Origin of the sequence: Agrobacterium salinitolerans, from assembly GCF_002008225.1 — a bacterium.
In the GTDB taxonomy this organism is placed as follows: Bacteria; Pseudomonadota; Alphaproteobacteria; order Rhizobiales; family Rhizobiaceae; genus Agrobacterium; species Agrobacterium salinitolerans.
Genome location: NZ_MRDH01000021.1, coordinates 100251 through 112967, shown reverse-complemented (window position 1 = coordinate 112967; position 12717 = coordinate 100251). Strand labels below are relative to the sequence as shown.

10 protein-coding genes are annotated in these 12717 nt (G+C 58.8%); 9 read left to right on the top strand and 1 reads right to left on the bottom strand.

From position 1 onward, the window contains the following. The first annotated feature begins 10 nt into the window (after positions 1–10). The 7 genes from BS627_RS14715 (at position 11) to BS627_RS14685 (ending at position 9446) form a co-directional block, all read left to right on the top strand. Positions 11–1678 carry an ABC transporter ATP-binding protein gene (locus BS627_RS14715; protein WP_077983925.1) on the top strand — a complete coding sequence of 556 codons (1668 nt, stop codon included), beginning with the start codon at positions 11–13 and terminating at the stop codon, positions 1676–1678. A gap of 22 nt (positions 1679–1700) precedes the next feature. Further along, the gene (gene melA, locus BS627_RS14710) at positions 1701–3074 is read left to right on the top strand and encodes an alpha-glucosidase/alpha-galactosidase (RefSeq protein WP_077983924.1); all 1374 of its coding nucleotides are present in this window, start codon (positions 1701–1703) and stop codon (positions 3072–3074) included. 311 nt (positions 3075–3385) lie between these two features. Next, complete coding sequence (locus BS627_RS14705) at positions 3386–4450, top strand: HlyD family secretion protein (RefSeq protein WP_077983923.1); 1065 nt, start codon at positions 3386–3388, stop codon at positions 4448–4450. A gap of 10 nt (positions 4451–4460) precedes the next feature. Next, positions 4461–7229, top strand: coding sequence for a ribosome-associated ATPase/putative transporter RbbA (gene rbbA, locus BS627_RS14700; RefSeq protein ID WP_077983922.1), 2769 nt, complete (start codon positions 4461–4463; stop codon positions 7227–7229). Continuing rightward, positions 7226–8344, top strand: coding sequence for an ABC transporter permease (locus tag BS627_RS14695; protein ID WP_077983921.1), 1119 nt, complete (start codon positions 7226–7228; stop codon positions 8342–8344). The genes rbbA and BS627_RS14695 overlap by 4 nt, the downstream gene beginning before the upstream one ends. Before the next feature lie 137 nt (positions 8345–8481). Then, positions 8482–9084, top strand: a complete 603-nt coding sequence (locus tag BS627_RS14690; RefSeq protein WP_165691259.1) for a hypothetical protein — start codon at positions 8482–8484, stop codon at positions 9082–9084. Between the two features lie 215 nt (positions 9085–9299). Further along, complete coding sequence (locus tag BS627_RS14685; protein WP_077983920.1) at positions 9300–9446, top strand: DUF1127 domain-containing protein; 147 nt, start codon at positions 9300–9302, stop codon at positions 9444–9446. 404 nt (positions 9447–9850) lie between these two features. On the opposite strand, the gene BS627_RS14680 is transcribed toward BS627_RS14685, so the two are convergent. Then, entirely contained in the window at positions 9851–10291 is a 441-nt protein-coding gene (locus BS627_RS14680; protein WP_077983919.1) for a response regulator, read from the bottom strand. A 380-nt stretch (positions 10292–10671) separates the two neighbouring features. Here BS627_RS14680 and ftsZ point away from each other — a divergent pair, with 380 nt between their 5' ends. Next, complete coding sequence (gene ftsZ / locus BS627_RS14675; RefSeq protein ID WP_003521714.1) at positions 10672–11634, top strand: cell division protein FtsZ; 963 nt, start codon at positions 10672–10674, stop codon at positions 11632–11634. 277 nt (positions 11635–11911) lie between these two features. Next, complete coding sequence (locus BS627_RS14670; RefSeq protein ID WP_077983918.1) at positions 11912–12610, top strand: GntR family transcriptional regulator; 699 nt, start codon at positions 11912–11914, stop codon at positions 12608–12610. Positions 12611–12717 lie beyond the last annotated feature (107 nt).

The following is a 12717-nucleotide window of genomic DNA, read 5'->3' as shown; positions in this document are numbered from 1 at the left end:
GGTGCGTGAAATGGAAGCTGCCCAGAACAAGGCCTACGCCCCCGCCATCCGCTTCGATGCCGTTGACCGTCACGACGACGCCATCATCGACGCCCGCAACATTGCCGTGACCTTCAAGGTGGAGCACGGCACGGTGGAGGCGGTGAAGGACATCTCCTTTCAGCTTTACCGGGGCGAGACGATTGCCATCGTCGGCGAGTCCGGTTCGGGAAAATCCGTCACGGCCCGCACGATCATGGGGCTTCTGACGAAGCGGGCTTCGGTTTCGAAATCCGCGACCGTGCGGTTCAACGGTGACGACATATTGAAATTCTCCAGCAGCAAACGCCGGGCGCTGCGCGGAAACCGCATCTCGATGATCTTTCAGGAGCCGATGAGTTCATTGAACCCGATCTATACGATCGGCAGTCAGATCGTCGAGGCGATCCGCGTCCATTCGAAGCTCAGTCGCAAGGAAGCCGAGGCGAGGGCGCTCGATCTGCTGCGGCAGGTGCAGATACCGGAGCCGGAAGCGCGGCTGAAACAATATCCGCACCAGCTTTCCGGCGGCCAGCGGCAGCGTGTGATGATCGCCATGGCGCTTTCCAACGATCCGGATGTGCTGATTGCAGATGAGCCAACCACTGCGCTCGATGTGACGGTGCAGGCGCAAATCCTCAACCTCATACGCGATCTGCAGAAGAAGCGCGGCATGGCCGTGGTTCTCATCACCCATGACCTGACGATCGTGAAGCAGTTTTCCGATTACGTCTATGTCATGCAGCATGGTGAGATGCGCGAGCACAACACAACGGAAAAGCTCTTCGAAGCGCCGCAACACCCCTATACGAAAAAGCTGCTTGCCTCCGAACCGCATGGCACGGCAAAGCCGCTGCCGGAAAAGTCCGGCGTGCTGCTGACGGCAAGCGGCGTGCGCGTCTCTTTCATGATGCGTTACGGCGGGCTGTTCAAACCGGAACTGAAGGAACTGATCGCCGTCGATGGTCTGGGGCTCACCCTCAGGCGGCACGAGACATTGGGCCTCGTCGGTGAATCCGGTTCCGGCAAGACGACCTTCGGACAATCCCTGCTTCGGCTGAACGAGCCGGCGGGCGGCGAAGTGGTCTTTGACGGCGAAAGGGTCGATGGCCGCTCCCGCGCCGAAATGCGGCCTTTGCGTTCGCGCATGCAGATCGTCTTTCAGGACCCATTCGCCTCGCTCAATCCGCGCATGACAATCGGTCAGATCATCGAGGAAGGTCTTGTCGTCAATGGCCTTGGCCGGACGAAAGCCGAAAGGCTGGACCGGGTGCGCGACGCCCTTGAGGCGGCCGGCATGCCCGGCAACATCCTCTCCCGTTTCCCGCATGAGTTCTCCGGCGGCCAGCGCCAGCGCATCGCCATTGCCCGTGCGGTGGCGCTGGAGCCGGAATTCATCCTGCTCGATGAGCCGACCTCGGCGCTCGATCTTTCCGTTCAGGCACAGATTATCGACCTTCTGCGCAAGCTGCAGGATGAGCGGGGCTTAAGCTACCTGTTCATTTCGCACGACCTGAAAGTGGTCCGCGCGCTCTGCCACCGCGTCATCGTCATGCAGCGCGGGCAGATCGTTGAGCAAGGCCCTGTCGAGGATGTGCTGAGCAACCCTAAAACCGAATATACTCAGCGGCTTGTACGGGCCGCCTTTGAAATCGCTTGAATTCACAATGCCGGAGGTAGACATGGCAAGAGATCCCAAGATCACATTCATCGGTGCAGGCTCCACGGTGTTCATGAAGAACATCATCGGCGACGTGCTCCAGCGTCCGGCCCTTTCGGGCGCCACCATCGCGCTGATGGATATCAATCGTGAAAGGCTGGAAGAAAGCGCCGTCGTCGTCAACAAGCTGATTTCGACGCTGGGGGCAAAGGCGAAAGCCGAGACCTACACTGACCAGAAAAAGGCGCTTGCCGGTGCTGATTTCGTTGTCGTCGCCTTCCAGATCGGCGGGTACGAACCCTGCACGGTCACCGATTTCGAGGTGCCACGCAAATACGGCCTGCGCCAGACCATCGCCGATACGCTCGGCGTCGGCGGCATCATGCGCGGCCTGCGCACCGTGCCGCATCTGTGGAAAATCTGCGAGGACATGCTGGCGGTCTGCCCCAACGCCATCATGCTGCAATATGTGAACCCCATGGCGATCAACACCTGGGCGATTGCGGAGAAATATCCGACGATCCGGCAGGTCGGCCTTTGTCATTCCGTGCAAGGCACGGCCATGGAACTCGCCCACGATCTCGATATTCCTTACGAGGAAATTCGCTACCGTTCGGCCGGCATCAACCACATGGCGTTTTTCCTCGAATTCGAACACCGCCAGCCCGATGGCAGCTACAAGAACCTCTATCCGGACCTCGTGCGAGGCTACCGCGAAGGCCGGGCGCCGAAGCCTGGTTGGAACCCGCGTTGCCCCAACAAGGTGCGTTACGAGATGCTGACGCGGCTTGGTTATTTCGTCACAGAAAGTTCCGAACATTTCGCCGAATATACGCCCTATTTCATCAAGGAAGGGCGCGAGGATTTGATCGAAAAATTCGGCATCCCGCTCGATGAATATCCCAAGCGCTGCATCGAGCAGATCGAGCGCTGGAAGGACCAGGCGGCTGCCTATCGTTCGGCCGACACGATCGAGGTCAAGCCATCGAAGGAATATGCCTCCTCCATCATCAACTCGGTCTGGACCGGCGAGCCCTCCGTCATCTATGGCAATCAGCGCAATAATGGCTGCATCACCTCGCTGCCATCGGATTGCGCGGCGGAAGTGCCCTGCCTTGTCGACCATAACGGCGTGCAGCCCACCTTCATCGGCGAATTGCCGCCGCAGCTCGCCGCGCTGATGCGCACCAACATCAATGTGCAGGAACTGACGGTGCGGGCGCTGATGAGCGAAAACCGCGAGCACATCTTCCATGCGGCGATGATGGACCCGCACACGGCGGCGGAACTGGATCTCGACCAGATCTGGTCGCTGGTGGACGATCTGCTGCTCGCCCATCGCGACTGGCTGCCGGAATGGACGCAGGTGGAGGTGAAGCGGGCGCGCGCGGTGTAAGGCGCGGTTGCTGCGGCCAATGAGAGGTGGCGAGTTTCCGTCTGTGGTTGAGTTCACCGATACGCCTCTTTCGATATTCGATGTCATCCTCGGGACGAGTTGTCTCGAGGATCCAACCACCTAGCGAAACCTCCCTTGCACTTGACTTGTGTCAAAGCCGCAAAACACACCCTCACGTAAACAGCCCTTAACCCGGCCCGTTCTCCTCAAACAGGAGAAATGTCGGGTGCGAATACTAAACGCAAAGGTGGCTGGCTTCTTCGGTTTCATCGTATTAGGGTTGAAATTCGAAGGGTTCATGGGGAAGACGGATGTCTAAAAAAGGCTTGCTCGTTGGTCTGGTGGTTCTGGTTATTGCTGGTATTGCCTATTTCTCCTGGTCAAAGCTGAAGGGTGAGGGGCTTCCTGCCGGATTTGTGGCCAGCAACGGCCGGATCGAAGCAGTCGAAATCGACATTTCCACCAAGACCGCAGGCCGCCTTCAGGACATCATGGTGCGTGAAGGCGATTTCGTGAAGGCGGGGCAGGTGCTGGCGCAGATGGACACCGCCCAGCTGGAGGCGCGGAAGCGTCAGGCCGAAGCACAGTTTCGCCGTGCGAAAATAGCAATCGATACGGCCCACAGCCTTGTCGCCCAGCGGGAAGCCGAAAAAACCTCGGCGCTGGCGGTGGTCGAACAGCGCAAGGCTCAGCTCGATTCTGCCTCCAAGACCTATGCACGCTCGAAACAGCTGCTGACCGGCAACGCCGTTTCGCAGCAGATCGTCGATGACAGTGAAGCCGCCGAGCAGTCCGCCCGCGCCACGCTTGCCTCCGCCCAGGCCTCGCTTGCCGCCTCCGATGCCGCAATCAACGCGGCCAAGGCGCAGATCGTCGATGCCGAGGCGGCGGTGGACGCCGCGCAGGCCGATATTGAAAGCATCGAGACTGATATCGCCGATGCGACGCTGAAATCACCCCGCGACGGCCGCGTGCAATATCGGATCGCCCAGCCCGGTGAGGTGCTGTCCGCCGGTGGACGGGTTCTGAACCTCGTCGATCTCGGCGATGTCTATATGACGTTCTTCCTGCCGACAGCCGAGGCCGGTCGCACGTCCATGGGCTCGGATGTGCGCCTGATACTGGACGCGGCCCCGCAATATACCATTCCGGCGAAAGTTTCCTTCGTTGCCGATGTCGCGCAGTTCACACCGAAGACGGTTGAAACCGAAGAGGAACGCCAGAAGCTCACCTTCCGGGTGCGGGCGCAAATCCCGCAGGAACTGCTGCAGAAATATATCCAATATGTCAAAACCGGGCTGCCCGGCATGGCCTATGTCCGGCTTGATCCACAGGCCGCCTGGCCGGAAAACCTCGAACGCAATCTTGTCAAGTGAGGGGCGCGCGATGGTCACGCCCTCCGCAACGAATGACAGAAATGCACCGGTCGCGCGGCTGACCGATGTGCGGCTGACCTTCGGAAGCACCATCGCGCTGGCCGATATATCGGTCGAGATCCCCGCCGGGCGGATGATAGGGCTTATCGGGCCGGACGGTGTCGGCAAATCGAGCATGTTGTCGCTCGTCTCTGGCGCGCGCGCCATCCAGAAGGGCAAGGTGGAGGTTCTGGGTGGTGATATGTCCGATCCGCGTCACCGCGAGGATACCTGCCCGAGTATTGCCTACATGCCGCAGGGTCTTGGCAAGAACCTTTATCCCACCCTGTCCGTCTTCGAGAATATCGACTTTTTCGGCAGGCTGTTCGGGCAGGGCAGTAGGGAGCGGCAGGCGCGCATTGCCGAGCTACTGAAGAGCACTGGCCTCGAGCCCTTCGCCGACCGCCCCGCGATGAAGCTTTCCGGCGGCATGAAGCAGAAGCTCGGGCTCTGCTGCGCGCTGATCCACGATCCTGACCTGCTCATTCTCGATGAGCCGACCACCGGCGTCGACCCGCTGTCACGCCGGCAATTCTGGGAGCTGATCAGCTCCATCCGGGCCGGGCGTCCGGGTATGAGCGTCATCGTTGCCACGGCCTATATGGAAGAGGCCGCAGGTTTCGACTGGCTGGTCGCCATGGACGGCGGCAAAATACTCGCCACCGGCTCACCCGCCGAACTTCTCGAGCGCACCTCCGCACCCAATCTCGACGCCGCCTTCATCGCGCTTCTTCCCGAAGAAAAGCGCAAGGGTTACCACGAGGTGCATATCGCGCCGCGCAAGGTGGCGGGTGAGGCCGATTATGCCATCGAGGCGTCGCATCTCAGCATGCGCTTCGGCGATTTTACCGCCGTCGACAATGTCAGCTTCAAGATTCCGCGCGGCGAGATTTTCGGCTTTCTCGGCTCCAATGGCTGCGGAAAATCCACGACCATGAAGATGCTGACCGGGCTTCTGGCGGCTAGCGAAGGCGAAGCCAAGCTCTTCGGGCACAAGGTGGATGCCAGCGACATGGCAATCCGCCACCGCGTCGGTTACATGAGCCAGGCCTTCTCGCTTTATTCAGAACTGACCGTGCGGCAGAACCTCGATCTTCACGCCCGCCTGTTCAAGCTGCCGGAAGACACCATTCAGCCGCGTATCGCCGAAATGGCCGAGCGTTTCGATCTCGGCGCTGTCATGGAAACACTGCCGGACGACCTGCCGCTCGGCATCCGGCAGAGGCTGTCGCTTGCGGTGGCGATGATCCATTCGCCTGATATTCTCATCCTCGACGAGCCGACCTCCGGCGTCGACCCGGTGGCGCGCGACGGGTTCTGGCAAATCCTTGCCGATCTCTCGCGCAACGACAATGTCACCATCTTCATCTCCACCCATTTCATGAACGAGGCGGAGCGTTGCGACCGCATTTCGCTGATGCATGCCGGTAAGGTGCTGATCAGCGATACGCCTGACGCGATTACCAGGAGCCGCAATGCCGCAACGCTCGAAGAGGCTTTCGTCGCTTATCTCGAGGATGCCTCGGGTGTGAAGAAGGGAAAGCCCGCGACACAGCCCACACCGGCAGCTGAGGTGCCAGTGACGCAACATGCCGCACCCACGCGCAAGAGGTTTTTCGATTTCCGGCGCATGTTCAGCTATACCCGCCGCGAGGCGCTGGAGCTGCAGCGGGACCCCATTCGCGGAACGCTGGCGGTGCTCGGCAGCGTCATCCTGATGTTTGTCATCGGATACGGCATCAATCTCGATGTCGAGGACCTGACCTTCGCGGTGCTGGACCGCGACGATTCCACCATCAGCCGTGACTACGTGCTCGATATTGCCGGCTCCCGTTACTTCATCGAAAAGGAACCGATCCGCGATTATGCCGATATGGATCGGCGGATGCGTGACGGGGAACTCAGCCTCGCCATCGAAATTCCCTCCGGTTTCGGCCGGGATGTCTTGCGCGGCAAAACCGTGGAGGTGGGCGCGTGGATCGATGGCGCCATGCCGCAGCGGGCGGAAACCGTTCGCGGATACGTGCAGGGCATGCACCAGACATGGCTGGCGCGCAAGGCCGTCGAGATTTACGGCAGCGCGGCGACGCAGAGCAGTTTCAGCATCGAAACGCGCTATCGTTACAATCCTGACGTCAAAAGCCTCGTCGCCATGGTGCCGGCGGTCATTCCGCTGCTGCTGATGCTCATTCCCGCCATGCTTTCGGCACTCAGCGTCGTCAGGGAAAAGGAGCTCGGCTCCATCGTCAATCTTTACGTGACGCCGACCACGCGGCTGGAATTCCTGATCGGCAAGCAGCTTCCGTATGTGGCTCTTGGCATGCTTAATTTCCTGCTTCTGACGGCTTTCGCCATCTTCATCTTCCAGGTCCCTTTCACCGGAAGTTATCTCGCCTATGCGACGGGAGCGCTGCTCTATGTCATCATTGCCACCTCCATCGGCCTACTCATGTCGTCCTTCATGAAAAGCCAGATTGCGGCAATCTTCGGCACGGCCCTGCTGACGCTTATTCCTGCAACGCAATATTCGGGCATGATCGATCCCGTTTCATCGCTACAGGGGGCGGGCGCCTTTATCGGCAACATCTATCCCGCTACCTATTTCATGACCATTTCGCGCGGCACCTTTTCGAAGGGGCTGGATTTCGCCGGGCTCTCCGGCTCTTTCCTGCCGCTTCTCATCGCCATTCCGCTGCTTCTCATTGCCGGCGCCGCACTTTTGAGGAAACAGGCGTCATGAAGCTGTTTTCGTCCAACATCTTCCAGCTCGGCATCAAGGAACTGCGCGGCCTTGCGCGCGACGGCATGCTGCTGCTGCTCATTGTCTACGCCTTCACGCTGCAAATCTACACCGGCTCCAGCGCGCTGCCGGAAACGCTGAACAATGCCGCCATCGCCATTGTCGACGAGGATCAGTCGCCGCTTTCCGGCCGCATCAGTACGGCGTTTTATCCACCCTATTTCGCACCGCCGAAGCAGATTTCCATTGCGGAAATGGACAAGCGCATGGATGCGGGTCTCGATACTTTCGCGCTCAACATCCCGCCGGATTTCCAGCGCCGGCTGATGGCCGGGCAGCAGCCGGCCATCCAGCTCAATATCGACGCCACCCGCATGAGCCAGGCCTTCAGCGGCGGCGGTTATGTGCAGAACATCGTAACCAGCGAAGTTCAGGAATATGTCAACCGCTCTCGCGGAGCAACCTCGGCGCCTGTGGACCTGACATTGCGATCCCGTTTCAACCCGGAGCTGGACAAGTCGTGGTTCGGGTCGATCAACAACATCATTACCGCCATCACCATGCTGTCGATCGTGCTGACGGGGGCGGCGCTCATTCGCGAGCGTGAGCATGGCACGGTCGAGCATCTGCTGGTCATGCCGGTCACGCCGCTGGAAATCATGCTCAGCAAGGTCTGGTCTATGGGCCTTGTCGTGCTGGTGGCCTCGGCATTTTCCCTGTTCGTGGTCGTCAGGGGGCTGCTCGCCATTCCGATCGAAGGCTCGCTTTCACTTTTCCTGCTTGGAACGGCATTGCAACTCTTCGCCATGACGTCGATGGGCATCTTCCTTGCGACCGTCGCAGGTTCCATGCCGCAATTCGGCATGTTGCTGATCCTGTTCCTGCTGCCTTTGCAGGTGCTCTCCGGCGCCATGACGCCACGTGAAAGCATGCCTGATATCATCCAGTACATCATGCTTCTCGCACCCAACACCCATTTCGTCATTCTGGCGCAATCGGTGCTCTTCAGGGGGGCGGGGCTGGATGTGGTCTGGCCGCAACTGCTGGCGTTGCTCACCATCGGCTTTGCGCTTTTTGTTTTCGCGCTTCGCCGTTTCAGGCGGTTCCTGCGCTGACCCCAGCGCGATCATGCGCCTGTTTCACCCGTTTCCGCGCGCGTTGAATTTATTGTGTTCGGTAACGGTATGTTCGCCTTCCGTGAATATGCCTATGAGGACGACTGGGTAAGCGGGCTTTGTTCAGGAGTAGCAAAATGAATATTGCAGCACGTCTGCCACTGGCAGCCATGATCGCACTGGTGGCAACGCCATCCCTCGCGTCGGAAGATATGACGTTGCAGACGAGCGAAGCGATATTCGGCTTTGGTGGCGTCCTGACGAAAGAAGACATGCTGAAAAGTGCAGCCCTCATTCCGGTGGAATATGAGCGCAACGCCATTCTGGGCGGCGGCTATCAGTTCTACCCTTACCATATCGGCAATGTGAAACTCGGCGGCGAAATCGGCGTTGCCGCCAGGTTCGGCAAAGGCTTTACGGGTGAAGTCTGGGCGGGTCCCGTCGCGCGTTACGAGCAGATCAGGCTCGGAGAGCGTCTGTTCATCACGCCAAGCTTTACCGCCGGGCTCAGCCTTGTCACGGATGCGCAGCGGGGCCGCGAGCGTGAACAGGAAATCAAGGACGACGGCAACGCCAATGTCCTGTTTTATCTGGGGCCGGAAATCAACGTGTCCTTCAGCGAGGATTCCCCGACGGAATTCTTCTGGCGGCTGCACCACCGCTCCGGCGGCGGCAAGACGCTGGGCAATATGAAGGGTGCGACGAACGCCAATGTCTTCGGCGTCCGCTATAAATTCTAGGCTGCTCGACGGGGTCCGGGTCTGCAGGCGGCCAAAACTTCAGCCGCCTTTCTCATTTTCGCACGCCACAGGTCGGAACCCGTGCATGCAGCGCATGGGTGGATTGCCTTATTCTGCCTGTTAATTCGTCATCGGAAAGCGCATATAGAGCGCATCAGAAGACGCCGGGACGAAAATGTTACTGACGTCACCTTAACCTCAGAAAGGGTAATGTCATGAACGTAGCACGCAGCTTCAATAACTGGCGCAAATATCGTCAGACCATCAACGAACTCGGCCGTATGAGCACCCGTGAACTGCACGATCTCGGTATCGATCGCAGCCAGATCACCAGTGTGGCCCGCGCCGCCGTTGGCAAATAATCAAGGCCATATCGCCTCATTTGAATATACGAACGCCCGCTCAGCGGGCGTTTTTTGTTTCGGGGATATCGAAAGCTTCGCGGTGAATGTCCGCCAGATACTCAGGCGGCGATGAAATCGGATGCGAAGGGCGATGATAGTCGCCATGCGTTCAATGCATATCTGCGCTGCAAGCTTATGCCTATCAAATGCGCAGAAAAATGCTATCTTCCAATCATCGAAAGCGATGTACCTCCTCCCACATCCTTTTGGTAATGCGGGTAATCCTACTCCTCCTCCCAATGGATTGCCCCGGGGACAGCGGTTTTCCTCCTCCCATATCGCTGTTCATCTTTTCAGAAAGCCTGCCGCACCTCCTCCCGCGGCAGGCTTTTTTGTTTTACCGGGAGTTTCCAGCGTCAATCTCAATCGAATGGCAGCATCCCGATGGGGGTGACGGCATGTGTGCCGGCCCGTTTGGCTATGGCATAGGAGAGGCACTGCTCCACCGCATCTTGCGGTACAGGCTTGGAAATAACGCCAGCGCCGACACCAAGGTTGACAACGACTTCTGGATTGGCCGTCATGAAAATGACGACGACGCCGTTTTCCGACAGTCTGCGTCCGATTTCCGGTCCGGTCTGCCCGTCCGCAAGGTTGACGTCGACAAAGGCGACGTCAGCGCTCCTGCCGAGCGCGATCGCGTCATCCAGACGGTTGGCAATCCCGATGACGTCGGCTTCATCTTCGGCCTGCATGATGGAATCTTCTATATCCATGGCAATCAGGAATTCGTCTTCAACGATCAGCACGCGCGGCTGCTGCGTGCTGTAACCCGTTTCTCGTTGTAAGACGTCTGCCAACATTTGCCTGCCTCCGTTTTGCGCGCCGCCGGGCGCTGTTGGCTAGCAAACACCCTGAGCGACAACTCGTTCCAAAGTGAGATAAACATAGTGAATAGAGTGTAAACGGCGTGCCTTTTCGGCTATCACGAAGCAATGGCGAAGCATTTGATTCGGTTTGGTTTTCATCTGGGGAAGGGGTGGAGGAACGCGGCCGTAGCGTATCTTTCGCCGCTGGAGCGCAAGTCTTTTGGCCGCAATTTGTCCTTAAGGCCCGCATGGAATTCAAGATGTTACGGCGTCATTCCTTTGCCTGGAGTGGAACGCCGAGACGCCGCCGATCATTCGCGTGCCCCGTTCAGAAACGGTGCCGGACCCGATGAGTTTAGAAAGAGAATAAGACGATGACCCAGTCTCCGCGCGCCACCATTGCCCGCAACACACCCAACATCGCCGTCGTCGGCGTCGGTGGCGGTGGCGGTAACGCGATCAATAACATGATTGCCGAGGGCATTGGCGGCGTCGATTTCATCGCTGCCAATACGGATGCGCAGGCGCTGAAGAAAACCAATGCGCCGCGGTTGGTGCAACTCAGCTCCGAACTGACCGGCGGGCTTGGAGCGGGCGCCGATCCCGAGGTGGGCCGACAGGCGGCGATCGATTCCCTTGACGAGATCATGGATCACCTGAGCGGCTACGACATGTGCTTCATCACCGCCGGCATGGGCGGCGGCACCGGCACGGGTGCTGCCCCCGTTATTGCCGAAGCCTGCCGGGCAAAGAACATCCTGACCGTCGGTGTCGTCACGCTTCCCTTCAGCTTCGAGGGCGCACGCCGCATGAGGGCTGCCGAATATGGCTTCGCCAACCTACTCAACACGGCCGATACCGTTATCGTCATTCCAAACCAGAACCTGCTGCGCATTGCCGATGCCGGCACGACCTTCGAAAATGCGCTGAAGACGGCCGACAAGGTCCTGTCGCTTGGCGTGCGCTGCATTACCGATCTCATCCTGCGCGAAGGTCTGGTCAATCTCGATTTTGCCGATGTGCGCTACGTCATGAAAAATGGCGGCCGGGCTTTGATGGGCACGGCACAGGCCAAGGGTGAAAAACGCGCCTCGGAAGCAGCGGCGGCAGCCATCGCCAACCCGCTTCTCGGTGAACCGTCTCTGAAGGAAGCGCGGGGTGCGCTGGTTTCCATCTCCGGCGGCAACGATCTGACGCTTTACGAGATCGATGAGGCAATGACGCTGGTGCGTGAGGCGGTCAGCGAAGAAACCGATGTGGTGATGGGCGCTTCCTTCGACCCGACGCTGGACGGCGCTTTCAAGATTTCCGTCGTCGCCACTGGCCTGCGCAACTGATGATGCTGGCTTGAGACGGGACACTGCTGGGCGTTTCTTCTCCCTGGCGGGGGAAGAGGCACGCGGCGTGCTCCTCGCTTCCCAAGATCAATCGTCGTTCGTTTAAGCACCCGCGCCACAAACTGAACGATCAAAAGCCGTCGTGTGGAATTTTCGCGACGGCTTTTTGTTGTTTTCGAACGATTATTCCGTCATTCAAAAAAAGCGGCGGTGCTGCGCGGCGTTGATCGGGGAAAAATATAATAGTACTCTTTATGTCGACAAGAGGGATTTGATAATGTCTGATATTATTGCTTCTGCCGAGCGTAAGCGCGGCTCTGGCGTGAAGATGGTCTATGACCTGCTGCGCGACGAGATTCTCGATCTGGTTCTGCCGCCGGGCAGCCCCATTGATGAGGTGCAGCTTGCCGAACGGTTCAAGATGTCGCGCACGCCGATCCGCGAGGCGCTGGTGCGGCTTTCGGGCGAGGGGCTGATCGATACGCTGCCGAACCGATCGACCATGGTGTCGAATATCGACTTCCTCAACATGCACACTTATTTCGACGCGCTGGTGCTGATGTATCGGGTAACGACGCAGCTTGCCGCGCAATATCACCGTCCGGAGGATCTGGCCGGCATCCGCGCCCATAATGTGGAATTTGCCATTGCAGTCGAGAAGCAGGATGCGTTGGCGATGATTTCCACCAATGCCGCCCTCCACCTTTCCATCGCCGAAGCCGGGCGCAATCCTTATTTCACCAGCCTGTTCAAGCGGCTCCTGGATGAGGGACGGCGCATTCTCAGGCTTTATTACCAGTCCTATGATGATCGTTTGCCCAAGCGCTTCGTCGATGATCATGAAGAGATGATTGCGGCGATTGCCGCTCGCGATATCGCTCTTTCCGAACGGCTGGCGCGGGAGCACGCCGAACAAATCGTGCGGCAGGTGCAGAAACTTCTGGTGCGAAACGAACGGCTGGAAATAAATCTGTAGCTTGTCGATTTCTTGTCGACAAATAAAATACAAGATAGTAATGTCCTTGTCGAAAGGGTGGCGCGGAGGTGCGTCCATTCCCGAAAAACTGTCCCTTAGGAGCTATT

What these genes read in the sequence shown, in the direction of transcription:
- BS627_RS14715 (WP_077983925.1), top strand. Translation starts at nt 11, where the DNA reads ATGGAAGCTGCCCAGAACAAGGCCTACGCCCCCGCCATCCGCTTCGAT.
- melA (WP_077983924.1), top strand. Translation starts at nt 1,701, where the DNA reads ATGGCAAGAGATCCCAAGATCACATTCATCGGTGCAGGCTCCACGGTG.
- BS627_RS14705 (WP_077983923.1), top strand. Translation starts at nt 3,386, where the DNA reads ATGTCTAAAAAAGGCTTGCTCGTTGGTCTGGTGGTTCTGGTTATTGCT.
- rbbA (WP_077983922.1), top strand. Translation starts at nt 4,461, where the DNA reads ATGGTCACGCCCTCCGCAACGAATGACAGAAATGCACCGGTCGCGCGG.
- BS627_RS14695 (WP_077983921.1), top strand. Translation starts at nt 7,226, where the DNA reads ATGAAGCTGTTTTCGTCCAACATCTTCCAGCTCGGCATCAAGGAACTG.
- BS627_RS14690 (WP_165691259.1), top strand. Translation starts at nt 8,482, where the DNA reads ATGAATATTGCAGCACGTCTGCCACTGGCAGCCATGATCGCACTGGTG.
- BS627_RS14685 (WP_077983920.1), top strand. Translation starts at nt 9,300, where the DNA reads ATGAACGTAGCACGCAGCTTCAATAACTGGCGCAAATATCGTCAGACC.
- BS627_RS14680 (WP_077983919.1), bottom strand. Translation starts at nt 10,291, where the DNA reads ATGTTGGCAGACGTCTTACAACGAGAAACGGGTTACAGCACGCAGCAG.
- ftsZ (WP_003521714.1), top strand. Translation starts at nt 10,672, where the DNA reads ATGACCCAGTCTCCGCGCGCCACCATTGCCCGCAACACACCCAACATC.
- BS627_RS14670 (WP_077983918.1), top strand. Translation starts at nt 11,912, where the DNA reads ATGTCTGATATTATTGCTTCTGCCGAGCGTAAGCGCGGCTCTGGCGTG.